Here is a 24,135-nt window from a genome sequence, read left to right on the forward strand (position 1 = left end):
ATAGGGACTTTAAGTGGTACTTTAAAGTGGTATTTTAAAGTGGTATTTTAAAGCGGTATTTTAAAGCGGTACTTTAAAGCGGTACTTTATATCAGTTTTTTAAATCAGTACTTTAAATCAGTATTTTAATCGGGGCTTTTTTGAGGACTCCCATGAAGGATTTCATGGGGACCTTTTTGAGGACTTCTGCAGGGACGATCTGCGGGCAGGTCCTGAATGCGGAAAGGAGGGAACAGGTGTAATGAACAGACAGTCTGAAGAGATGCGCAGGGAGCTGGATCAGATCTTTGAGGCCTTTCCCTATATACGCAAAGAGGATATCCCGGCGATCGATCTCTACATGGACCAGGTCACGACCTTTCTGCAGAGAAACCTCAGCGGACTCTCCCGCGATCCGGACGGGGACAAGTTCCTGACGAAGACTATGATCAATAACTATGTCAAGAACAAGGTCCTGATCCCTCCGGTCAAAAAGAAATACAGCAGGGACCACCTGATGCTGCTGATCATGATCTATTATCTGAAGAGCTTTCTGTCCATCGGCGATATCCGGTCGGCGATCACGCCGGTCATGGAACGATACGCGTCCCCGCCTGACGATCCTGCGGAGCGCAAAAAGGAAGCCCAGACGAAAAAAAAGGAACGGGCGGAGAGAACGGCATCCAGGGAGGAAAGGCAGCAGAGGGCGGAAAAGGGAAACCGGAAGCCGGCTGAACAGCACGCGGACCCGGCAGGAGCCGGTCAGGGACTGGGAAAGATCTACGACCGGGTCATCGGGGAGATCTTTGAGGGGCTTCCCGGGATCAGAAAGGATATTGAAGAGCAGATCGAGTATGCGGAGAATGATTTTGTCCTCGCGCCGGAGGAAGACCGGCCCATGCTGCAGCGCTTTTCCCTCATCTGCAGACTCAGCTCGGAGATCTACGTGCGGAAACTGTTTATTGAAAAACTGCTGGACAGCGGAGAATGACGAACATCTGTCCGGAAGGGGTAGACGGCAGAAAAACTGCTGTTGAAAAACTGCCGGACAGCGGAGAATAATGGTAGGAATATGTCTATATATGAAACACTGAACAGGGAACAACAAAAGGCCTGTTTCCAGACGGAGGGACCGGTGCTTATCCTCGCGGGAGCGGGAAGCGGCAAGACCCGGGTCATCACGCACAGGATCGCCTATCTGATCGAGGAATGTGAAGTCAGTCCCTGGAATATCCTGGCCATCACCTTTACCAACAAGGCTGCCGGGGAAATGCGCGAGCGCGTGGACCAGATCCTGGGCGGCGGCGCGCAGGGAGTCTGGATCTCGACTTTCCATTCTATGTGTGTCCGTATCCTCCGCAGGCATATTGACCTTCTGGGTTACGAGCCGTCCTTTGTCATCTACGACACGGACGACCAGAAAACAGTGATGAAGGAGGTCTGCAAAAAGCTGAGGATCAACACAAAGGATCTGAGGGAGAGGGAGATCCTGTCAGCGGTCTCGGCCGCCAAAAATGAGCTTATGACGCCGCTGCAGTACCATGAGGAGTATGACGGCGAGAGCTACCGCAAAAAACAGATCGGTCTGGCCTACGAGGAATACCAGCGCCTTTTGCGCAAAAACAACGCTCTGGACTTTGACGACCTGCTCATGAAGACCGTGGAGCTTCTGCATTCCCACGACGAGGTGCTGGATATGTACCGGCACCGCTTCCGCTATATCATGGTGGACGAATACCAAGATACCAATGCTGCCCAGTTCGAGATCGTGCGCCTTTTGGCAGGAGGGTACAGGAACCTTTGCGTGGTCGGAGACGATGATCAGTCCATCTACAAATTCCGCGGGGCGGACATCCGCAATATCCTGGATTTCGAAAAGGTCTATCCGGATGCCATGGTCGTGCGCCTGGAGCGGAACTACCGCTCCACCCAGACGATCCTGGACGCGGCCAACGCCGTGATCGCCAACAACCGCAGGCGTAAGGAAAAGGCTCTCTGGACAGACCATGGGAAAGGAGTCCCGGTCCGGCTGAGAAGCTTTTCGACAGCCATGGAGGAGGCATCCTTTGTCGTCCGGGATATTCAGGACAAGATGGACAGGGACAAATCCCTGACCTACAAAGATTTTGCGGTCCTTTACCGTACCAATGCCCAGGCCCGTCTCATCGAGGAACGGCTGGTCCTGGGGTCTGTCCCCTACAATGTGGTGGGCGGCACCAATTTCTATGACCGCCGGGAGATCAAGGACGTCCTCTGTTATCTCAAGACCATCGATAACGGCCGGGATGACCTGGCAGTGCGCCGCATCATCAATGTCCCCAAAAGGGGCATCGGGGCGACGACCGTCACACGGGCGGCAGACTACGCCGCGTTCTCCGGGAAGTCCCTCTTCGAGGTCATGGAAAGAGGAGACCAGATCCCGGACATCAAAAAGGCGGGACTCAAGCTCAGGGCCTTTGCGGAGATGATCCATGAGTGCAGACAGTATGCCCTGACCCACTCGCTGGTCGAGCTGGGCAGGTTTGTCCTGGAGACCACTGGATATATCGAAGCGCTCCGGGCTTCGGGGGAAGAGGACGCCGAGGACCGGGAGAACAATGTCCAGGAGCTTATGAGCAAGCTCGCCGATTTTGAACAGCGGATGAGCGACGAGGACCAGGAAGCCACCCTCACGGGATTTCTGGAGGATGTTGCTCTCGTGGCGGATATCGATGACGTCCAGGAGGGAGACAACAGGGTCCTTTTGATGACGCTGCACAGCGCCAAGGGCCTGGAGTTTCCCCACGTTTATCTCACAGGGATGGAGGAGAACATTTTTCCATCCTACCAGTCTGTCCAGGATTACACGGGAGAGGCCATCGAAGAGGAAAGGCGGCTCGCCTATGTGGGGATCACCAGGGCCATGCAGGATCTGACGCTGACCCGGGCGCAGTGCAGGATGATCCGCGGAGAGGTGCATTTCAATCCTGTAAGCCGCTTTGCTGCCGAGATTCCGGAGGACCTCGTCGACGACGATACTGTCCGCAGGACCAGGAGGAACTATTCTTTTGACCTGGACCTGGAGGCAGATTCCGGAGAGATCCCCTTCGGCAGCCCATCCGCCGGCCGTTCCCGGTCAGGCGGCTCATATTCTGCGGGTTCATCCTTCGGCGGGAAAGAAGCAGGAGGGAAGCCGGCTTCGGCAGTATCAGCGTCAGACAGAGCCGGGGGGATTTCCGCTTCTGTCCGGAAACGGCCCAAAGCTGTTTACAGCGGCCGCCATACGGCAGAGGACAAGAAACCCTTTATTGCCAGGACTTCCGCGGGAAAAACCGCAGTTCCGGGGTCTTTGAGAAAAGGCATGCCGGCTCCGGCGGAGCCGGATTACGGTGTGGGAGACCGGGTCAGCCATATCAAATATGGAAGCGGGACTGTGAGCGCTCTGGAAAAGACACCCAGGGATTACAAGGTAACTGTGCAGTTTGAAGAGTACGGACAAAAGGTCATGTACGCCGGCTTTGCGAAACTGAAAAAGATATAAAGAGCGTGGGTGGGGGGCGCCGGGAATCTTTTTTATTTTTTTATGGAAAAGTCACTGCGCAGGTGATATAGTTATTTATAAGTATTGATATTGGCAGGTCTGGTTTTGCTGTGAGCGAGATGGCGGACGTTTTCCTGCTCGAAACATCAGAATCTTTTGAGAAACAGGAAGGAGTGGGCATGTACATGGATATCACCAAGGCTAAATTTCAGGAACTGATCGATGCAGTCAAGGCGAGAAATAAGGAATCAGAGAACAAACTGGTCTGGGGACTTGCCCTGGTCGGAGGCGTTGTGATCGTCGCCATCATTGCTTATGCCGTCTACCGTTTCCTTACGCCGGATTACTACGATGACTACGACGATGATGATTTTGATGATGACTTCGACGACTTTGACGAGGAAGACTTCGAAGAAGAGGACGAAGGAGCAGAGGAAGCCGCTGAGGAAGCTGAAGCTGAAGCAGAGGCAGAGCCTGCAGAAGAGGAAGCTAAAGAAGAGCCTGCTGATGAAGCGTAATGAAATACGTGCCAGCAGTACTTCCAGGGGCGTATTTTCCTGATGAAAAGACCGGGCGGGGAATCTATGATCTTTTATCCCCTGATGCCCTGACCGGGACGGATCAATACGACAGGAATAACAGGAAGAGATAGAGAGAAGCAGGAGCCTTCTGAGGAAAGCTCCTGTTTCTTATTGAGAAAGAGTACTTTTGAGAAGGAGTACTTTGAGAAGAAGTACCATTGAGAAGGAGTATCAGTATTTTATGATAAAAAAGGATCAGGAACAGAAAATAGCCAGCCTGGCGGCCTATGAGGTGATCGCCCACAGGGCTCTGCCGGATGTGGACAGCGACAGCTGGCTTCTCAGGCACAAAAAGACAGGGGCGCGGATCGCCCTGCTTCCCAAAGACGACAGCAACAAGGTCTTTTATATCGCCTTCCGCACGCCTCCGGAGGATTCCACCGGTGTCGCGCACATCATAGAGCACACCGTCCTGTGCGGTTCAAGGGAGTTTCCCGTCAAGGATCCCTTCATTGAACTTGCGAAGGGGTCTCTGAATACCTTCCTCAATGCCATGACTTACCCGGACAAGACCGTCTATCCCGTGGCGAGCTGCAACGACCAGGATTTCAAGAACCTGATGCACGTCTACCTGGACGCTGTTTTTTATCCTAATATTTATAAGGAACAGAACATTTTCCGCCAGGAGGGCTGGCATTATGAGACCGGGGATGCCGACAGTGAGATCACTGTGAACGGCGTCGTTTATAATGAGATGAAAGGCGCGCTCTCCTCCGCGGAGGATATCCTCAGCCGGCAGATCAACGCTTCGCTCTACCCGCACACGACCTACGCGAATGAATCCGGCGGGGACCCGGCCTGCATCCCGGATCTGACCTACGAGGCCTATCTGGACTTCCACAGGCGTTACTATCATCCGTCCAACAGCTATATCTATCTCTACGGCGACATGGACATGGCGGAGCGGCTCGAATGGATCGACGAGCATTATCTGTCCCATTTTGACCGGCTGGACATCGACTCCACGATTGAGACGGAACCGGCGTTTGCAGAGCCCGTGGAGGCCAGGTGCGTCTATTCGATCCTTCCCGAGGAGGATCCGAAGGGCAAGTCCTTCCTGTCCTGGAACGTGGCGGCGCTCCCCGACGGGCTGGACGCAGGCCGGAACATGGCGCTCAGGATCCTCAACTATGCGCTGTGCGACGCCGAGGGCGCGCCCGTTCGCAAGGCCCTGCGCGACAGGGGGCTGGGCGAGGACGTCTATACGATCTTTGAAAACGAGATCCGCCAGCCCAGCTATTCGATCATTTCCAAGTACACGGATCCGGAGCGGAAGGAGGAGTTTGTTACCACGATCCGGGATACCCTCTCGGACATCGCGTCCGCCGGCATCAGCAGCCGTGCGCTGGAGGCGGGGATCAACTATTACGAGTTCCGTTACCGCGAGGCGGACTTCGGCACATATCCGAAGGGCCTCGTCTACGGCCTGAACGCGCTGGATTCCTGGCTCTATGACGATGAAAAGCCCTTTATCGGCCTCACGATCGGAGACTATTTCGATTTTCTCCGGAAGGAGAAGGACAATGGCTTTTTTGAAAAAATGATCCGCGAGTGCCTTCTGGACAACCCGCACTGCGCGATTGTCGTCCTGGAACCCGAGCAGGGGCTGTCCGCAAAAAAGGACGAGGAGATGCGCGTGCGCCTGAAGGCATTTGCCGCCGGGCTTACACCTTCGCAGAGGCAGGGGATCGTGGAGGAGCTCGCTGCCCTCCGGACCTGGCAGAAGAAGGAGGATTCGGAGGAGGATCTGCACAGGATCCCCATGCTGCAGCGGGCCGACCTCACGCGGAAGGCTGTCCAGGTCTGCACCGGGGTGCAGGAGATCCCCGTGCCGGAGACCATCCGGCTGGGGACCAAAAAGGAGGGGCCTGAGGCCGTGGAGAACGCCCCGAAGAAGTTCACAGCCGTCACGCACCCGGTCTCCACGAACCACATCGACTACCTGACCTTCCTCTTCGACGTGGGAGGGCTCTCCGAGGAGCATATCCGGCACCTCGGGATTTTTCGCACGCTGTTCAGCGTGCTGGACACAGAGTCCCACGACTACACGTCCCTGGGGCACGAGATCAACATCTATACCGGAGGGGTCAGTTCCACTGTGACCTCCTACAACTGGTACGGGCCGAGGGACAAGGTTCCGGCATCCGCTGCGGACGCGGACGGGCAGTTCCCCTTCCGGCTCACCTTCGAGGTCTCAGTGCGCACGCTCCACAGGAACCTGCGCCCCGCCCTGCGGCTCCTGCGGGAGATCCTGCTCTCGACCAATTACAATATGCCGACCCGCATCCTGGAAGTGCTCGAGGAGGAGCGGGCAGGCATGCGCGCCGGCATGGCATCCGCCGGCCACGCGACCGCCGCGCAGCGCGCCATGTCCTATCTGTCCAGGTCCGCTGCCCTGATGGATCTCATTTCGGGGCTCGGCGCCTATGAGATGCTCGACAGGACCTGCGCAAACCTCGAAAACATGGAGGGAGCCGTGGAACTCTGCAGTCTTCTGCAGGAAATGGCGGTTGCCATCTTCAACGTGGACAACATGACCTTTGACTGCACGGCCTGCCCCGAGGACATCCAGGAGATCCTCGCCGGGGTTCAGGATCTCGCGACGTCGATCATGAACGGCAACGGGGTCGTGCACCCCGACCACTCCCCCGACCCGGAGATGTGCAAGGCCTGCACTCTGGCCTGCCCTTCGAGGCCCGATGCCGCCCGCGCCCTCTTTGCGACGAGGGTCGGCAGACCCCCGCAGGCAGCAGCATTCACCGGCCTGGAGACGGTGGAAAAGAAGCACAGCTTCCTTCCGGAGCCGGTAAAGAAAAACGAAGGTCTTACAACGGCCGGCCAGGTCCAGTTCGTCTGCCGCGCCGGGCGCTTTGACACCGCAGTGCGGCCGGTCACCGGGGCCTTCCGCGTACTGCGCGTCCTCCTCGGCTACGACTATCTGTGGAACCGCGTGCGCGTGGAGGGCGGCGCCTACGGCTGCATGAGCAGCTTTTTGCGCGACGGGCTGGCCTACATGGTGTCCTACCGCGATCCGCACCTCAGGCAGACCATCGATACCTTCGAAGCAACGCCTGCATTCCTCCGCTCCTTCGAAGCGGATGAGCGCACGATGACCAAGTACATCATCGGCGCGGTCAGCGCCATGGATCAGCCCATGACGCCCTTTGTCTACGGCAGGTATTCCCTGAATGCCTATCTGATGGGACTTACCGATGCCGATCTGCAGAGGGAGAGGGATGAAGTGCTCGACGCCGGCGTCGAAGAGATCCGCGCCCTCGCGGACTATCTGGACGACGTCCTGGCGGACCAGTGCCTGTGCGTCGTCGGGAGCGATGCGAAGCTCCGCGAGAACAGTGCCCTGTTCGGAGAGATCCGGAAGCTTGTGTGACCGGATCCGGTATGTTTTTGATATTTTTTGATATTGAATACGGAATAATAGAAAGGATATCGGGGTCAAAAGACGGTTTGACGTTCCTCAGAGCCTTTTCCGGCTTTTGACCTTTATTTTGACCTTTAAATCATAGAAATCCTTTACATCATAAATAATAAGGAAAGACACAAATGGCAGAAAACATGGAAAAAGAGAACCGGGCAGTTCCAGCGCAGGAGATCCCGGATGAGGAGACCGCCGCGAAGCCTGTGCTGAAAAAGGCCGGCTTTGCCACGATCATCGGGCGTCCCAACGTGGGCAAGTCCACGCTCATGAACCGCATGATCGGACAGAAGATCGCGATCACCTCCTATAAGCCCCAGACGACGCGGACCAAGATCCGCACGATCTACACCGGGGAGGAGGGACAGATCGTTTTCCTGGACACCCCCGGCATCCACCAGAGCCGGACGAAGCTGGGAGAATACATGGTCAAGGCGGCCAAAGGGACCCTGAAAGAGGTGGATGTCATCCTCTGGCTGGTGGAACCCAGGCAGAAGATCTCCGAAGAGGATCAGGCGATCATCGCTCTTTTGAAGGAAGTCAAAACGCCGGTGATCGTTGTGATCAATAAGATCGATAAGGTAAAAAAGGCAGAGATTCTGCCGGTCATCGCAGGTTATTCACAGGCGGGGGATTTTCATGAGATCATCCCGGTCAGCGCCCGCACCGGCGACGGTGTGGACCACCTGATGGAGGTGCTGTTCAGCCTGCTGCCTGCCGGGGAGCCCTTCTACGATGAAGATATGGTGACGACCCAGACTGAGCGGGAGATCGCCGGCGAGATCATCCGTGAAAAAGCCCTGCGCCTTCTCCAGGAGGAGGTGCCCCACGGGATCGCCGTCACGATCGAGACTATGAAGATGCGATCCCGCAAGGGAAAAGGGGAGATCTGCGACATCGATGCCTCCATAATCTGCGAGCGGGAGGGACACAAACGCATCGTTATCGGAAAAGGCGGCGAAATGCTCCGCAGGATCGGGACAGACGCGCGAAAAGACATTGAAAATATGCTCCAGTGCCAGGTCAACCTCAAGCTCTGGGTCAAAGTCCGCAGGGACTGGAAGGATGACGACACCCAGATGAGGTCCTTCGGCTATGACGACCGGAAGCTGTAAGACCGCCGGCTCTTTTTTGGCGACAGCTGCTGAGGCCATAAGTGATCGTTTTTCCCGGGTACAGCAGGGGGTTTTATAATGACAGATACTGTGGAAGTGACAGCGCTCGTATTAAAGAGCACTCCCGTCGGAGAATATGACCGGCGCGTTGTCCTGCTGACAAGAGAGCAGGGGAGGATCGCCTGCTTTGCCCGCGGGGCGCGCCGCCCGGGTAGTCCTGTCATGGCAGCGTCCCTCCCCTTCTGCTTCGGAACCTACCGCCTGCGCTCCGGCCGGAACTCCAATGTCCTGGTCGAAGCAAAGGTCCAGTATTTTTTTGAAAAGATCAGAATTGATATGGAGGCGGCCTGTTACGCCTCCTATTTTGCCGAGGTGATGCATTATATCACCCGGGAGAACAACGACGAGGCAGCCCTGCTCCTGCTGGTTTTCCAGTCTCTGCGGGCCCTGGAGGCAGACCGGATTCCCAACCGTCTGGTCCGGGCGGTCTTTGAGATCCGGACCCTGGTGATTGAAGGTGAATTCCGTCCTCCGGACGAAAGGGATCCATTTTCTCCTTCCACCCTGCAGGCCGTCCGTCATATTATGCAGGCGCCGGTCCGGACCCTCTACACCTTCGCCGTCTCTGACACAGTGCTGGCGGAGCTTGAACACATTGCGGAGATTTCCCTGCAGCGGAGCCTCGGGCACAGGTTTGAAAGCCTGGAGATCCTGAAAGCTCTCCAGATGTGAGACAGGGCCTCGGAGCTCCTGAGCTCCTGAGAATTTCAGATTCTAATAGTTGAAAAAAGCACCTGACTGTTTTATAATGACTGTTCAGGTGTCTTTTTTTAACGGAAAAAGAAATTACAGGTTAAGGAGTTAAAGCAGTATGGAAAAGACTATGGACAAGATCGTTGCGCTGTGCAACAACAGAGGATTCATCTATCCCGGGTCCCAGATCTACGGGGGCCTTGCCAATACGTGGGATTACGGCAACCTGGGCGTTGAGCTCAAGAACAATGTCAAGAAGGCCTGGTGGCAGAAATTTGTCACTGAAACACCCGAGAACGTGGGTGTGGACTGCGCCATCCTGATGAATCCCCGGACATGGATCGCCAGCGGACATCTGGCCAGTTTTTCCGATCCTCTCATGGACTGCAAGGCCTGCGGTTCACGTTTCCGCGCGGACAAGCTGATCGAGGATTACGCCCAGGAGAAGGGGATGACCCTTGACGGCAGTGTCGACGGTTGGACCAGCGATGAGATGATGGGCTTTATCAACAAGTTCAGCGTGCCCTGTCCGGAGTGCGGCAAGTTCCACTGGACAGATATCCGTCAGTTTAATCTGATGTTCAAGACCTTCCAGGGCGTGACTGAGGATTCAAGCGCCACAGTTTATCTGCGTCCCGAGACGGCACAGGGCATTTTCGTCAATTTCAAGAATGTCCAGCGCACCTCCCGCAAGAAGATCCCCTTCGGGATCTGCCAGGTCGGCAAGTCCTTCCGCAATGAGATCACACCCGGCAACTTCACCTTCCGCACACGCGAGTTCGAGCAGATGGAGCTGGAGTTTTTCTGCGAGCCCGACACCGACCTCGAGTGGTTCAAATACTGGAAGGATTTCTGCTGGAACTGGCTGATGACCCTGGGCCTTAAGCCCGAGGAGACCCGCCTTCGCGACCACGATCAGGAAGAGCTTTCCTTCTATTCCAAAGCAACCACGGACATCGAGTTCCTGTTCCCCTTCGGCTGGGGTGAGCTGTGGGGCATCGCGGACAGGACCGATTATGACCTGACCCAGCACCAGAACACCTCCGGAGAGGATCTGACTTATTTTGACGATGTCAAAAAGACCCGTTATGTCCCCTACGTCATCGAGCCTTCGCTGGGCGCGGACCGCGTCACGCTGGCCTTCCTGTGCGCGGCTTATGACGAAGAGGAGCTTGAGGGCGGCGACAAGCGCACTGTCATGCGTTTCCATCCGGCCCTGGCGCCTGTCAAGATCGGCGTCCTGCCTCTGTCCAAAAAGCTCACCGGCGAGGCGTTCGAGATCTACAAAAAGCTCTCCAGGCACTACAACTGCGAGTTCGACGACCGCGGCAATATCGGCAAGCGCTATCGCAGACAGGATGAGATCGGCACACCCTTCTGCCTGACCTACGACTTTGAGTCGGCAGAGGACAAGGCTGTCACCATCCGCATGCGCGACAGCATGGAGCAGGTGCGTGTCCCGATCGACCAGCTGGATGCCTGGTTCCTGGATAAGTTCGATTTCTGATCTTGAAGGAGACTTTCTGATCTTGAAGGAGAAAGGAAGACTCGGGAGACAAAGAACCGTCCCCTGTCTCCATCTTTCTTTTCGATAAATAAGAGGATTACGATGAAAAATTATGGTGTAAACGAGCTGCGTGAGATGTTTTTGAGATTTTTCGAGAGCAAGGGGCATCTGCGCATGAACAGCTTTTCCCTGGTTCCGCACAATGACAAGAGCCTGCTGATCATCAACTCCGGCATGGCTCCTTTGAAGCCCTATTTCACCGGGCAGGAGATCCCGCCCCGCAGGCGTGTGACGACCTGCCAGAAGTGCATCCGTACCGGTGACCTGGAGAACGTGGGCAAGACTGCCCGCCACGGCACCTTCTTTGAGATGCTGGGCAACTTCTCCTTTGGTGATTATTTCAAAAAAGAGGCCATTCCGTGGGCATGGGAGTTTTTGACCGAGTGGGTCGGCCTGGATCCCGAGCGCCTGTACCCTTCTGTCTATGAGGGGGACGACGAAGCTTATGAAATCTGGCTGAACACCATGCATATCCCGGCGGACCGGATCTACAAATTCGGCAAAGAGGACAACTTCTGGGAGCACGGCTCCGGTCCCTGCGGCCCCTGTACTGAGATCTACTATGACCGCGGAGAGAAGTGGGGGAACGGCCCCGATGATGTGATGGGCGGCGAAGGCGACCGCTACATGGAGGTCTGGAACGTCGTCTTCTCCCAGTTCAACAACGACGGCAAGGGTCATTATACAGATCTGGTCCAGAAAAACATTGATACCGGTATGGGTCTGGAGCGTCTGGCTGTGGCGGTACAGGATGTCGAGTCCCTTTTCGATGTCGACACTGTCCGTGCCCTGCGCGACAAGGTCTGTGAGCTCGCCCACTGCGAATACGGCAAAGAGCATGAGATCGATGTTTCCGTCCGTATCATCACCGACCATATCCGGTCCACTACCTTTATGATCTCCGACGGTATCATGCCCACCAACGAGGGCCGGGGCTATGTGCTCCGCCGTCTGATCCGCCGCGCGATCCGCCAGGGCAGAAAGCTCGGGATCAAAGAGGCGTTTATGACGACCCTCGCCGACGCTGTGATCGAGGGCTCCAAGGACGGTTATCCCGAGCTCGAAGAGAAGCGGGAGTTCATCCTGAACAACATCCGCCTCGAGGAGGAGCGTTTTGAAAAGACGATCGACCAGGGCCTGGAGATCCTGAACGGCTTCCTGGACAAGCTCCGCGCGGAAGGAAAGACAGAGATCTCTGGCGCGGACGCCTTCCTGCTCTATGACACCTATGGATTCCCCATCGACTCCACCGAGGATGTGGCCGCGGAGAACGGCTGCACCGTGGATCAGGCCGGTTTTGAGGCTGCCCGCGAAGAGGCGAGACAGAAGTCCAAAGGCTCCTGGATCAAGACCAATTACAGCGGCGCCGCCGCCACAGTCTATGACCAGATGGATGCTTCCCTGGTCACGGAGTTCACCGGTTATGACCGCCTGACCGATACTTCCAGGATCGTCGCACTGGCGCATCTGGCCGACCTCGATGAAAAGGGCGAAAAGACCGGGCCCGATGAGCTCGCTGACGCGGTGACGGACGGCATGAGGGCTGCCATCATCACGGAAAAGACTCCTTTCTATGCGACCAAGGGCGGCCAGGTAGGCGATATCGGCACGATCAGCTGCGGCAATGCCTCTTTCAAAGTTGAGAAGACAGAGCCCGTCTCCGGCCAGAAGGTGGCCCACATCGGTGTGGTGACCTCCGGCATGTTCAAGATGGGCGATGAGGTCACGCTCACCGTCGATGACAGGGAACGCCGCGACACCTGCCGCAACCACAGCGCGACCCACCTGATGCAGAAGGCCCTGCGTGAAGTACTCGGCACTCATGTCGAGCAGAAGGGCTCCTATCAGGATGCGGGCAGGACTCGTTTCGACTTCAGCCACTATCAGGCGATGACAGCACAGGAGCTCAAAAAGGTCGAAGATCTCGTCAATGAGAAGATCAGCGAGGGGCTTGATGTTCAGACAGCGGTCATGGGGATCGAAGACGCGAAAAAGAGCGGCGCCATGGCCCTGTTCGGCGAGAAGTACGGCGATGAAGTCCGCGTCGTGAAGATGGGAGATTTCTCCACTGAGCTCTGCGGCGGAACCCATGTAAAGAATACCAGCCAGATCGGTCAGTTCAAGATCCTCTCCGAGAACGGCGTCGCTGCCGGCGTCCGCAGGATCGAAGCCCTGACCGGCGACAATGTGCGTTCTTATTATGAAGAGATGGAGTGCGAGATGAATGAGGCGGCTGCTCTCGTCAAGGCGACGCCCGCGACCCTCGCGGACCATATCAAAAAGCTCCAGGAGGAGCTCCGCGCTGTCCGCGGTGAGGTCGAATCCCTCAAGGCCAAAGAGGCCCAGTCCGCCCTCGGCGATGTCATGGACAAGGTCACTGACATCGGCGGCGTGAAGTTCCTGGCGGCGGCTGTCCCCGGCGTGGACATGAACGGCCTGCGCGACCTCGGCGACCAGCTCAAGGAGAAGATGGGCGGCGGTGTCGTCCTGCTGCTCTCCGACAAGGACGGGAAGGTCAGCATGATGACCATGGCGACAGAGGATGCCATTGGGAAGGGTGCCCATGCGGGCAATCTCATCAAGGCAATCGCGAAGGAAGTCGGCGGTGGCGGCGGCGGCAGGCCCAATATGGCCCAGGCAGGCGGCAAAAAACCCGCAGGGATTCCCGCGGCGATCGAAAAAGCGCCCGAGGTCCTCAGAGGAATGCTGAAATAAGCGATGCTGAAATAAAAGCAGAAAACTGTTGACGCACAGGTTTTACGTGCTATAATTGTAATGCATGTTTTTGCAGGGGAATATCTAAAAACGGGAAAACAACAATTCCTTTGCTAAAATAATGATAATAACCTGTTCAGTCTGGACATTCGGTGTCGAACTGAGGGGACTGAAGGGAGGGTAGAGCATATGTCAAGCGTTATTGTCAAAGAAAATGAGACATTGGACAGCGCACTGCGCCGCTTCAAGAGAAGCTGTGCGAAGGCGGGCATCCAGCAGGAGATTCGTAAGAGAGAGCATTACGAGAAGCCCAGCGTCAAGCGCAAAAAAAAGTCTGAAGCTGCCAGAAAGCGCAAGTATAACTGATTCGGCGGTTATCTGAAAGCAGCGCTGTTGCAAAGCAGCTATTTGTCCGCGGGAGGCAGGTCCTCCGGCATCATGAACAAAATGACCAGGAAACCCCGGCTTTGCTGCCGGGGTTTTCTTTAGGGAAAAAGCCGGAATCTTAAAAAGCCGGAATCTTAAAAAGCCGGAATCTTAAGAGGAACCGGAATCTTAAGAGGAGCCGGACTTTCAGGAAGGCCGGATTTTTAAATATAAAGCCGGGAAGCAGGGGCGGCCCTGCGGTGTAAGTGACAATTCTGAATGAACCGTCCAGGAGGAAGCATGGCGGAAGAGACAGCAGAAAGCAGACCTTATCATGAAGATCCGTCCGGGCAGGATCGTGCCCCGGAACAGGCGGACATGGATATCCTGGCCGCCGCGCTCGAGTCCATCCTTTTCGCCATGGGGGACTCTGTCCCGATCGCTGAGATCGCGAGGGCACTTTGTGTACCGGAAGAACGCGCGAGAGAGACTGCAGACCTGCTCGCGGAGCGATACAGGAAGAAAGACAGCGGGCTTATCCTTAACTGGCTTGAGGACGAGGTCCAGCTCTCCACAAAGCCTGAAATGAACGAATACCTGATCAGGATCGCCAGTGAGCCCAAAAAGCCGAAGCTGACACCGACATTGATGGAGACCCTCTCGATCATTGCCTTCCGTCAGCCTGTGACAAGGATGGAAGTGGAAAACATCCGCGGGGTGAACAGTGATTTTGCGATCAGCCGCCTGGTCTCCTTTGACCTGGTCCAGGAAGTCGGAAGAAAAGAAGTCCCGGGCCGACCGCTTTTGTTCGGGACGACACAGCAGTTCCTGCGGTCTTTCGGGATCTCTTCCCTGGAGGAACTTCCCCAGCTCGACGTCTCACGGATGGAGGTGTTCAAGGAAGAGGCGGAAGAGGAGATCACCTCACGCCTGAACATATAATTGTTTTCGTTTCAAATCTTGCCTGAACATTTAACTATTTTCATCTGTTTCACGCCTTAATATATAAAAAATATACTGTTTTTCTTTTTGCGGAGCTGTGGTATACTGTGTAATGCTTTTTCTCAAAAAGCACTGATATCCCGCATGATCTGTACAATATTTTTTTACAATATTTATACAGGCTCATAAACGGCAGGTGAAAAACTGCCGGATAAAACTATCTTTTACAATTTGGAGGTCCAAAACATGAGCAGTTCTTCAATAGCGATACAGCGGATTCATTCTCTGCTCGACGCAAACAGCTTTGTTGAGATCGGCGCGCTGGTCAGGGCCAGGGCTACAGATTTTAACACTGCACCCGTCGGAGAGGCCTCCGACGGTGTTATCACAGGATACGGACTGATAGATGGAAGGCTGGTCTATATCTACAGCCAGAATGCCGACGTTGCCGGGGGCAGCATCGGCGAGATGCACGCTAAAAAAATCGTCAAGCTGTACAGCCTGGCCATCAAGACGGGCGCACCCGTGATCGGCCTGATCGATTCCGCAGGCCTGCGCCTTCAGGAGGGAATGGACGCCCTCAACGCCTTTGGCCTGATCTATGCACAGCAGGCAAAGGCTTCCGGGATCATTCCCCAGATCTCCGTCATTTTCGGCAGCTGCGGGGGCGGCCTTGCTCTGTTTCCTGCCATGACGGACTTCACCCTGATGGAGAATGACGCGAAGCTGTTCGTAAATTCCCCCAATGCCCTTGCAGGCAACCGGGAAGAGGCCGATGATACAGCGGCGGCAGCCTTCAAGGCCGCTTGCGGCGATGTGGATTTTGTCGGTACCCAAGAGGAGATCATGGACCAGATCAGATACCTGATCAACATCCTTCCCTCAAACAATGAGGACGAATCATCGGGTGAGTGCAGCGATGACCTGAACCGTCTGTGCCCCTTCGCGGAGGCCTTCACAGAGGATCCTCTTGCCGCCCTCACCGAGATCGCGGACAACAGCCTGTTCTTTGAGATGAAGAGGGACTATGCCAAAGAGATGGTCACGGGTTTTGCCCGCCTGGGCGGGACCACCGTCGGGATCATTGCGAACCGCACCGCCTCCTTCAATGAGAACGGAGTAAAGAGCGCGGAGTACACTAAAGGCCTCACGACGGCAGGCTGCAGGAAAGCTGCTGCCCTGGTCCGTTTCTGTGATGCTTTTGAGATCCCCGTGATAACTCTCACGAACGCGGCAGGCTTTGCTGCGACGAAGGAGGAAGAAGCGGGTATTGCCAGTGCCGCAGGGCAGCTGGCGGCGGCTTTTGCCTGCGCGAACGTTCCCAGGATCAATGTGATCACCGGCCGTGCAGCTGCAAGCGCCTACGCAGTCATGAACAGCTGCGCACTCGGCGCGGACCTCACCTTTGCCTATAGGGGCGCGTCTGTCGGCATCCTTGAAGGTAAATATGCCGCTCCCATCCTCTGCAGCGGAACAGCTCAGGAGATCGCCCGTACGGCAAGGGAGTATGATGACCTGCAGAACAGCATTGAGTCTGCGGCAGCCCGCGGGTATGTCGATCAGATCATCCGGCCCGAGGATGTGCGCAAGCAGCTGATCGGCGCTGTCGAGGTGCTGTATTCCAAACGCGAAGCCCTTCCCTCCAGAAAACATGCCTCTGTGTGACCGCAGGGGGATGAAACAGGGAATCGCCGTATCCGGGACGGGTCCCGGACGCGCACATTTTTCATAATAATAAACGAGGACTAGAGATGAGAAAGAAACTGACATGTTTACTCGCGGTCTTTGCCTGCATCCTGGCGCTGACAGCCTGCGGCGGGACCACTGCCCCGCAGCAGGAAGAGATCGACGAGGACATCAGGAATGAGCTCTTTTCGATCGCGGAGACCACAGTCCAGCAGATGGACACAGTCGTCACTTCCGGACTGGTGGAGCAGCAGAAGGATAACGGAGTGATCTATGCCGGTCTGCAGAGCTGGGAGAGCGCCAAAAAGGAAACAGGAGAGGTCGATTTTTCCGCGGATACCGATGGAAACGGCATTGCGGACTGTTTTGAGGAAAAGACCATCACTGTTAATGACGAAGGCGATTATATCGTGACGGTCGGAGTGACAGGGGCGCAGAAGACCGCTGACTGTGTGGTGACCTTTAATAAGGATATTTCCGACTATGTATCGATCGTGACAAATGTCAATTATACTTTTTCGGAGCTGATGCAGCAGGCCGGAATGAATACCATCCTGGGTATGGGGACGACCTTTGCCGTCCTGATCCTGCTCAGTCTGATCATTGCGGCATTCGGCAGGATCCTGACCACTGCCTCCCGGAAGAAAGCCGAGGCGGATCATAAGAAGGAAGAAGAGGAGATGAAGAAATCCGGTGTTTTTGCCGGAGGTGCTTCCGCTCCCGTAGCCGGATCACTGCCGGCCGGCGTGTCCGATGAGGGGCAGCTCGTGGCCGTGATCGCTGCCGCGGTCGCCGCATACAGGGCGCAGACAGAACCGTCTGCTGATCCCGGGGCTTTCGTGGTCCGCAGGATCCGCCGCGTCCGGGGCAGATAACATAAGATCCGAAGCAGATAAGAAAAAACCATCAGGACCTGTCCGAGGGTCTTATGAAAAAATGATCATAGGTTTATGATTTAGATTCAGGAGGTACATAATGAAGAGCTATACCATTACCGTGAATGGAACCGCATATGAAGTGACTGTGGAAGAGACGACCGGAACCGGAGCAGCTGCTGTTCCCGCTATGCCGCGTCCTGCAGCCCAGACTGCTCCCATGCCCGTGGCTCCCGCTGCAGCTCCTGCAGCAGCTCCCGCTCCCGCAGCGGCACCTGCCGGAAATGCCGGCGCTACCAGGATCGAAGCCGGAGCGGCAGGCAAAGTGTTCAAGATCGAAGTGACAGCCGGACAGGCAGTCAAGAAGGGCGACACCGTCGTGATCCTTGAAGCAATGAAGATGGAGATCCCCATGGTCTCTCCTGTGGACGGCAAGGTTGCTACCATCAACTGCGCTGTCGGTGATCCGGTTGAGGCAGGAACCCTCCTGGCGACGATTGACTGACGCCGATTTTATGATTAGCGCGCATTTTCGATCCGGCGCGCGGAAACTATCCGGCAATCTGCCGGTGGTTCAATTCCAGGAGGCCTTTTTATGACATATATTTTTGATACGCTGGATAATCTGATCCATCAGACTGCGTTTTTAAGTCTGACATGGGGCAATTACCTGATGATCCTCGTTGCGTTTGTCTTTCTATATCTGGCAATCGCCAAGGACTTCGAGCCCCTTCTCCTTGTCCCGATCGCGTTCGGCATGCTGCTCGTCAATATTTATCCCGATATCATGGCGAGACCTGCGAACGGATCTCCGGGCGGACTTCTGTACTACTTTTTTACCCTCGATGAATGGGCGATCCTGCCGTCCCTGATCTTTATGGGCGTCGGCGCGATGACGGATTTCGGACCCCTGATCGCGAATCCCATGAGTTTCCTCCTGGGTGCGGCTGCACAGTTCGGTATCTTCAGTGCCTATTTCGGCGCGATCGCGCTGGGCTTTAACGGCAAGGCGGCTGCCGCCATCTCCATCATCGGCGGAGCTGACGGCCCGACCTCCATATTCCTTTGTTCCAAGCTGGGGCAGACGGAGCTCCTGGGTCCGATCGCCGTGGCAGCCTATTCGTATATGTCCCTCGTCCCGATCATCCAGCCTCCCATTATGAAGGCTCTGACGACGGATAAGGAACGGAAGATCAAAATGGAACAGCTGCGTCCTGTCTCGAAGCTGGAGAGGATCCTGTTCCCCATCGTCGTCACAGTCGTTGTCTGCATGATCCTGCCCACTACGGCTCCGCTCGTCGGCATGCTGATGCTGGGCAATCTCTTCCGCGAGTGCGGAGTCACCCGCCAGCTGACAGAGACGGCATCCAATGCCATGATGTATATCGTCGTCATTTTCCTGGGTACTTCCGTCGGCGCAACCACCAGCGCGGAGGCATTTTTGAACGTAACGACGCTCAAGATCGTCGCCCTGGGCCTGATCGCCTTCTCTTTCGGAACGGCGGCAGGGTGCCTTTTCGGCAAACTCATGTGTATCGTGACAGGCGGCAAGGTCAATCCGCTGATCGGATCCGCGGGCGTCTCCGCCGTACCGATGGCGGCGCGTGTCTCGCAGAAGGTGGGTTCGGAGTATGATCCCACCAACTTCCTGCTCATGCACGCCATGGGACCTAATGTCGCGGGTGTCATCGGAACCGCTGTCGTTGCCGGTGTATTCATGGCCGTGTTCGGCATAGTGTAAGGTACTGTTACTTTGGGAACTGCTGCCGGACAGCTTCCGATGATCCAGAGCATCTCCCGGAAGCTGCCTGAGAACAGGTCCCCAGATGAGGAGAATAAAAGAACATGTCTGATAATACAGTGAATAAAACCCTCAAACCGGTGAAGATCAACGAGACGGTCCTCAGGGACGCCCACCAGTCCCTGATCGCGACCCGCATGCCCACAGAGATCATGCTCCCCATTGTCGATAAGATGGACAAGATTGGTTATAATGCCATCGAGTGCTGGGGAGGCGCTACATTTGACGCCTGCCTGCGCTTCCTGAAGGAGGATCCCTGGGACAGGCTCCGCAAACTCCGCGCGGGCTTTAAGAATACGAAACTCCAGATGCTGCTCCGCGGCCAGAACCTTTTGGGCTACAGCCACTATTCGGATGACGTAGTGGAATACTTCGTACAGAAATCCATCGCGAACGGCATCGACATCATCCGTATCTTTGACTGCCTCAATGACCTGCGCAATCTGGATACGAGTGTCCGCGCGACAAAAAAAGAGGGGGGGCATGCCCAGATCGCTCTGTCCTATACGATCGGTTCCGCCTATGATGAGAATTACTGGATGAATATCGCGAAGGAGATCGAGAACATGGGTGCAGATTCTATCTGCATCAAGGATATGGCTGGTCTTCTCGTTCCCTACGAGGCGGAGAAGCTCGTCCGCGCCTTAAAGTCCGCGACGAATCTGCCTATCGACCTGCACACCCATTACACATCGGGCTGCGCTTCGATGACCTGCATGAAGGCTGCGGAAGCAGGCGTCGATATCATCGACTGCGCGATCAGCCCCTTCGCTCTGGGTACATCCCAGCCCGCGACCGAGGTCATGGTAGGTGCCTTCCAGGGTACGCCCTATGACACTGGTCTTGACCAGGCCGCCCTCAAGGAGATCGCGGATTACTTCACACCCTACCGCGAAGAATGCCTGGAGAACGGACTGCTCAGCACCAAGGTGCTCGGTGTCAATATCCGCACGCTCCTGTATCAGGTTCCCGGCGGCATGCTGTCCAATATGGTCAGCCAGCTGGCAGAGCAGGGCGCAGGCGACCGTCTCACAGAGGTTCTCGAGGAAGTGCCCCGTGTCCGCGAAGAGCTCGGACAGCCTCCGCTTGTCACTCCTTCCTCTCAGATCGTCGGCACTCAGGCGGTCATGAATGTCCTGATGGGCGAGCGCTACAAGGTATCCTCTGCCCAGACCAAAGACCTTGTAAGCGGACGCTACGGCCGCACGACCCTGCCGATCAGTGAGGAGATCCGCAAAAAGATCATCGGAGATGAAAAGCCCATTACCTGCCGTCCCGCCGATCTGATCCCTCCGCAGCTTCCCAAATTCGAGGAGGAGTGCGCCCAGTGGAAGCAGCAGGAAGAGGACGTGCTGTCCTATGCCCTGTTCCCCCAGGTCGCCGTTGATTTCTTTAAATACCGCCTCGCTCAGCAGAGCGGTGTAGACCTGACAAAAGCAGACGTGAAAAACGGAGCTTATCCCGCCTGATCCCTTGTTTGACCGGTCGTTCGATAATCTCTAATATCATAACTTCTAAGTTCATAATATCTAATATCCATGAGCCGGAGAGAAACAGCCGCGGCGCCCGTCCTTTTGAGGACGGGCGCTGCGGCCTGCGAGACCCCGTTACAGATCGCTTTACGTCTGGGGGGCCGCCGTTCCACTTGGGTTTTTGCGCTGAAACCACGCAAAAACGTCTGTTATCTCGAGTTTCGAAACAGTCTTAAGTGTAACGAAATATATTCTCCGGCTCATATTTTTCTACTCAATTTCTTTATTATCTGGTATCATAGAAATAGCTGTTTTTACTTGAAGACCGCTCAGGCAGATACAGGGACGCGGCTGTCCGCCCATCAGCAGCAGTGCCGCTTTCTTTTTTGCAGGCTACTATAGACCCCGGGTCAGGCACCAGAGGTGATTTTTAAAGATTATGAGACGAAATGTAGTAAACTCTATTTTAGATCACGACAGGCAAAAGCCATTCGATGAGATCTCGGGCTTCAGTGTCCGACCGGGCAATTGTCTGCTCAATGGTGCGACAAAGATGAATGACGGGGTAAATTTCACGATTTATTCCCGGTATGCCACTTCCTGTGAACTGTTGCTTTTCCGCCGCAAGGCGGATATGCCGTATGCGATCATCCGTATTCCCGAGCGTTACCGCACCGGCGGGATCTATTCTATTTTTATCTATTCTCTGAAGATCGAAGAGTTTGAATACTGCTATAGATTCAACGGGCCTTATGACCCGTCCAGAGGTCTGCTTTTTGACCGCAAAAAGCTGATCCTTGATCCCTATGCCAGGGCGGTGACCGGGCAGCGCGCCTGGGGCGCGGCTAAATCGTCGGGCGCTTATCATGCCAGGGTCGTCAGGGACAGTTTTGTATGGAGAAAGGCCGATTTTCCCCGCACTAAGATGGAGGACACCATCATTTATGAGATGCATGTGCGCGGCTTTACAAGGCATAAATCCTCTAAGGTCAAATATCCCGGTACTTTCGCGGGGATCATTGAAAAGATCCCTTATCTCAAGAAGCTTGGAATCACGGCGGTCGAGCTGATGCCCGTCTTTGAATTTGACGAGACGATCAACACCAGGACCCACAACGGCAAGAGGCTGTTGGAATACTGGGGCTATAATACAGTTTCTTTCTTTGCACCCAACACGGCCTACTCGGCCTCACTGGAGTACAATGAGGAAGGAACCGAGCTCAAGGAGCTCATCCAGCTGCTCAAGGACAACAAGATCGAGGTCTATCTGGACGTCGTCTTTAACCACACCGCGGAGGGAGACAAGAACGGGCCCTTTATGTGTTTCAAGGGCCTTGACAACAGTGTCTACTACATGCTCACGCCTGGAGGGGAGTACTACAATTTCAGCGGATGCGGCAATACCTTTAACTGCAACCATCCGGTCGTGGTCCGCTATATCATGGACTGTCTCCGCTACTGGGTGACGCAGTATCATGTCGACGGCTTCCGTTTTGATCTGGCCAGTATCCTGGGCAGGAACCGAAAGGGTATCCCGGTCGGGGATCCGCCCCTGCTCAGGGCTATCTCGGAGGACCCTGTCCTTGCGGAGACCAAGCTCATCGCGGAGCCCTGGGACGCGGGCGGCATGTACCAGGTCGGCAGCTTCCCGGCTTATGGCCGGTGGGCGGAGTGGAACGGCCGCTACAGAGATGCGCTCCGCGACTATCTCAAGGGCAATTTCTGGAACGCGGAGGAGACCGCGGACAGGATCATGGGCTCGCCCGACCTGTATAAGCACGGTTACAACGGCTTCCGCTCCTCCATCAATTTCATCACCTGCCACGACGGCTTCACACTTCACGACCTGTTTGCCTACAACCACAAACACAACGAAGCAAACGGCTGGAACAATGTGGACGGCGCTAATGACAACCGCAGCTGGAACTGCGGGGTCGAGGGTCCTACGGACGATCCCGTGATCCGGGCCCTCCGCCTTAAAATGATGCGCAATGCCATCACAGTCCTGATGTGCAGCCGGGGGACTCCCATGATCTATGCGGGGGATGAATTCGGGAATACCCAGCACGGCAATAACAACAGCTACTGTCAGGACAATGAGGTCTCCTGGCTCAACTGGGATTATCTGCGCCTCAATAAGGACTTCTTCAATTTTTACCGGAACGTGATCGCCTTCCGCAAAAAGCACCCCGTCATCAGCAGGCCGCTTCAGCCCGCCCACTGCGGACTTCCGGACTGTATCGCCTGCGGCGCGAACCCCGATGACCACGTGATCGGCCGGGCGAACAAGGTACTGGGGATCCTCTTTGCGGGACATGAAGAGGGGGCTGTCGGTGATGATGTCGTCTACATGGCCATCAATGCCTACTGGGAGCCGGTCGAGATCAGGCTTCCCGCTCTCCGCGCAGGCCTGTCCTGGGGGATCAACATCAATACGGATGCGGGGGACAATGTTTTTTATCACAAAAACGCGGAATTCCTCAAGAGCCCCCTGTTTCTGCTCAAGGAGAGGAGCGTGGCCGTATTCACCCTGTTCCACCAGTAACATTCAAGACTCGTGAGCGAGTCTTGCGCGCCGAAGAATATATCAACTGCAATAACTCCGGAGGAAAATATGAGCGGTACAAAAATACTGATCGTAGATGATGAGCAGAGAATGCGCAAACTCGTGCGGGACTACCTGATCCGGGAAGGGTACAGTGTCCTGGAGGCTGCGGACGGACGCAGCGCGCTGGACCAGTTTTATAATGATGGAAATATCTCCCTGATCATCCTGGATGTCATGATGCCTGAGATGGATGGCTGGCAGGTCTGTGCCGAGATCAGAAAGACTTCAAAGGTCCCGATCATCATGCTCACGGCAAAAAGCGATGAGCGCGATGAACTCAGGGGATTTGACCTGGGAGTTGACGAATATGTGACGAAGCCCTTCAGCCCGCGCACCCTTTCCGCCCGCGTCGGCGCGATTCTGCGCAGGACCATGGGAACGGCTGCCCAGAAGCATCTGGAGGCGGGCGGCATAGAGATCGACAAGGCGGCCCACATCGTGACCATCGACAAAAAGCCTGTGGAGCTGAGCTTTAAAGAGTTTGAGCTCCTGCAGTATTTCATGGAAAACAACGGGATCGCCCTATCGCGCGAACGCATCCTGAACAGTGTCTGGAATTATGACTATTACGGAGATGCGCGCACGATCGACACACACGTCAAAAAGCTGCGCAGCAAGCTGGGGGACAAGGCTTCCCTGATCAAGACAGTGTGGGGGATCGGCTATAAATTTGAGGCATGAAGGTTATAGTACACGCCCCCGACAGGGTGTGTACTGTAAGG

At 55.6% G+C, this 24,135-nt stretch carries 17 protein-coding genes; all 17 read left to right on the top strand.

All coding sequences use genetic code 11. The features are described from left to right. Positions 1 to 241: 241 nt before the first annotated feature. Positions 242 to 970, top strand: coding sequence for a DUF1836 domain-containing protein (locus BLT02_RS07640; protein WP_092993248.1), 729 nt, complete (start codon positions 242 to 244; stop codon positions 968 to 970). Positions 971 to 1,051: 81 nt separating this feature from the next. Next, positions 1,052 to 3,499: an ATP-dependent helicase gene (locus BLT02_RS07645; RefSeq protein ID WP_092993251.1), complete on the top strand. Its 2,448-nt coding sequence runs from the start codon at positions 1,052 to 1,054 to the stop codon at positions 3,497 to 3,499. A 119-nt stretch (positions 3,500 to 3,618) separates the two neighbouring features. Then, positions 3,619 to 4,017 carry a hypothetical protein gene (locus BLT02_RS18220; protein ID WP_347474920.1) on the top strand — a complete coding sequence of 133 codons (399 nt, stop codon included), beginning with the start codon at positions 3,619 to 3,621 and terminating at the stop codon, positions 4,015 to 4,017. Between the two features lie 244 nt (positions 4,018 to 4,261). Continuing rightward, on the top strand, positions 4,262 to 7,468 hold the full coding sequence (locus tag BLT02_RS07655) for an insulinase family protein (RefSeq protein ID WP_139187475.1): 3,207 nt from the start codon (positions 4,262 to 4,264) through the stop codon (positions 7,466 to 7,468). A gap of 173 nt (positions 7,469 to 7,641) precedes the next feature. Beyond that, positions 7,642 to 8,628: a GTPase Era gene (gene era / locus BLT02_RS07660; RefSeq protein ID WP_347474918.1), complete on the top strand. Its 987-nt coding sequence runs from the start codon at positions 7,642 to 7,644 to the stop codon at positions 8,626 to 8,628. Positions 8,629 to 8,706: 78 nt separating this feature from the next. Next, positions 8,707 to 9,360, top strand: coding sequence for a DNA repair protein RecO (gene recO, locus BLT02_RS07665; protein WP_092993257.1), 654 nt, complete (start codon positions 8,707 to 8,709; stop codon positions 9,358 to 9,360). Between the two features lie 139 nt (positions 9,361 to 9,499). Next, positions 9,500 to 10,888, top strand: coding sequence for a glycine--tRNA ligase (locus tag BLT02_RS07670; protein ID WP_092993261.1), 1,389 nt, complete (start codon positions 9,500 to 9,502; stop codon positions 10,886 to 10,888). Between the two features lie 102 nt (positions 10,889 to 10,990). Further along, positions 10,991 to 13,663: an alanine--tRNA ligase gene (gene alaS / locus BLT02_RS07675; protein ID WP_092993264.1), complete on the top strand. Its 2,673-nt coding sequence runs from the start codon at positions 10,991 to 10,993 to the stop codon at positions 13,661 to 13,663. Positions 13,664 to 13,852: 189 nt separating this feature from the next. Further along, a complete protein-coding gene (gene rpsU / locus BLT02_RS07680; RefSeq protein WP_021850994.1) occupies positions 13,853 to 14,029 on the top strand; it encodes a 30S ribosomal protein S21 in 177 nt (58 codons plus the stop codon). 300 nt (positions 14,030 to 14,329) lie between these two features. After that, entirely contained in the window at positions 14,330 to 14,971 is a 642-nt protein-coding gene (gene scpB, locus BLT02_RS07685; protein ID WP_347474919.1) for an SMC-Scp complex subunit ScpB, read from the top strand. Positions 14,972 to 15,217: 246 nt separating this feature from the next. Then, entirely contained in the window at positions 15,218 to 16,636 is a 1,419-nt protein-coding gene (locus BLT02_RS07690; RefSeq protein ID WP_092993267.1) for a carboxyl transferase domain-containing protein, read from the top strand. Between the two features lie 86 nt (positions 16,637 to 16,722). Further along, a complete protein-coding gene (locus BLT02_RS07695) occupies positions 16,723 to 17,532 on the top strand; it encodes an OadG family protein (protein ID WP_092993269.1) in 810 nt (269 codons plus the stop codon). Between the two features lie 100 nt (positions 17,533 to 17,632). Then, positions 17,633 to 18,037 (top strand): biotin/lipoyl-containing protein, encoded by a 405-nt coding sequence (locus BLT02_RS07700; RefSeq protein WP_092993272.1) that lies wholly within the window; start codon positions 17,633 to 17,635, stop codon positions 18,035 to 18,037. Positions 18,038 to 18,127: 90 nt separating this feature from the next. Beyond that, positions 18,128 to 19,273, top strand: a complete 1,146-nt coding sequence (locus BLT02_RS07705; protein ID WP_092993275.1) for a sodium ion-translocating decarboxylase subunit beta — start codon at positions 18,128 to 18,130, stop codon at positions 19,271 to 19,273. A 104-nt stretch (positions 19,274 to 19,377) separates the two neighbouring features. Beyond that, complete coding sequence (locus tag BLT02_RS07710) at positions 19,378 to 20,802, top strand: oxaloacetate decarboxylase subunit alpha (protein WP_092993278.1); 1,425 nt, start codon at positions 19,378 to 19,380, stop codon at positions 20,800 to 20,802. Positions 20,803 to 21,244: 442 nt separating this feature from the next. Further along, positions 21,245 to 23,350 (top strand): glycogen debranching protein GlgX, encoded by a 2,106-nt coding sequence (gene glgX, locus BLT02_RS07715; protein ID WP_092993281.1) that lies wholly within the window; start codon positions 21,245 to 21,247, stop codon positions 23,348 to 23,350. A gap of 69 nt (positions 23,351 to 23,419) precedes the next feature. Then, positions 23,420 to 24,094 (top strand): response regulator transcription factor, encoded by a 675-nt coding sequence (locus BLT02_RS07720; protein ID WP_092993284.1) that lies wholly within the window; start codon positions 23,420 to 23,422, stop codon positions 24,092 to 24,094. Positions 24,095 to 24,135 lie beyond the last annotated feature (41 nt).

Origin of the sequence: Sarcina sp. DSM 11001 (genome assembly GCF_900101015.1) — a bacterium.
GTDB lineage: Bacteria > Bacillota > Clostridia > Lachnospirales > Lachnospiraceae > CAG-791.

Excerpts from the sequence above, each read along its gene's own strand:
- BLT02_RS07640 (WP_092993248.1), top strand. The coding sequence starts at position 242 with ATGAACAGACAGTCTGAAGAGATGCGCAGGGAGCTGGATCAGATCTTT.
- glgX (WP_092993281.1), top strand. The coding sequence starts at position 21,245 with ATGAGACGAAATGTAGTAAACTCTATTTTAGATCACGACAGGCAAAAG.
- recO (WP_092993257.1), top strand. The coding sequence starts at position 8,707 with ATGACAGATACTGTGGAAGTGACAGCGCTCGTATTAAAGAGCACTCCC.
- BLT02_RS07690 (WP_092993267.1), top strand. The coding sequence starts at position 15,218 with ATGAGCAGTTCTTCAATAGCGATACAGCGGATTCATTCTCTGCTCGAC.
- alaS (WP_092993264.1), top strand. The coding sequence starts at position 10,991 with ATGAAAAATTATGGTGTAAACGAGCTGCGTGAGATGTTTTTGAGATTT.
- BLT02_RS18220 (WP_347474920.1), top strand. The coding sequence starts at position 3,619 with ATGGCGGACGTTTTCCTGCTCGAAACATCAGAATCTTTTGAGAAACAG.
- BLT02_RS07720 (WP_092993284.1), top strand. The coding sequence starts at position 23,420 with ATGAGCGGTACAAAAATACTGATCGTAGATGATGAGCAGAGAATGCGC.
- BLT02_RS07670 (WP_092993261.1), top strand. The coding sequence starts at position 9,500 with ATGGAAAAGACTATGGACAAGATCGTTGCGCTGTGCAACAACAGAGGA.
- era (WP_347474918.1), top strand. The coding sequence starts at position 7,642 with ATGGCAGAAAACATGGAAAAAGAGAACCGGGCAGTTCCAGCGCAGGAG.
- BLT02_RS07655 (WP_139187475.1), top strand. The coding sequence starts at position 4,262 with ATGATAAAAAAGGATCAGGAACAGAAAATAGCCAGCCTGGCGGCCTAT.
- scpB (WP_347474919.1), top strand. The coding sequence starts at position 14,330 with ATGGCGGAAGAGACAGCAGAAAGCAGACCTTATCATGAAGATCCGTCC.
- BLT02_RS07695 (WP_092993269.1), top strand. The coding sequence starts at position 16,723 with ATGAGAAAGAAACTGACATGTTTACTCGCGGTCTTTGCCTGCATCCTG.
- rpsU (WP_021850994.1), top strand. The coding sequence starts at position 13,853 with ATGTCAAGCGTTATTGTCAAAGAAAATGAGACATTGGACAGCGCACTG.
- BLT02_RS07700 (WP_092993272.1), top strand. The coding sequence starts at position 17,633 with ATGAAGAGCTATACCATTACCGTGAATGGAACCGCATATGAAGTGACT.
- BLT02_RS07710 (WP_092993278.1), top strand. The coding sequence starts at position 19,378 with ATGTCTGATAATACAGTGAATAAAACCCTCAAACCGGTGAAGATCAAC.
- BLT02_RS07645 (WP_092993251.1), top strand. The coding sequence starts at position 1,052 with ATGTCTATATATGAAACACTGAACAGGGAACAACAAAAGGCCTGTTTC.
- BLT02_RS07705 (WP_092993275.1), top strand. The coding sequence starts at position 18,128 with ATGACATATATTTTTGATACGCTGGATAATCTGATCCATCAGACTGCG.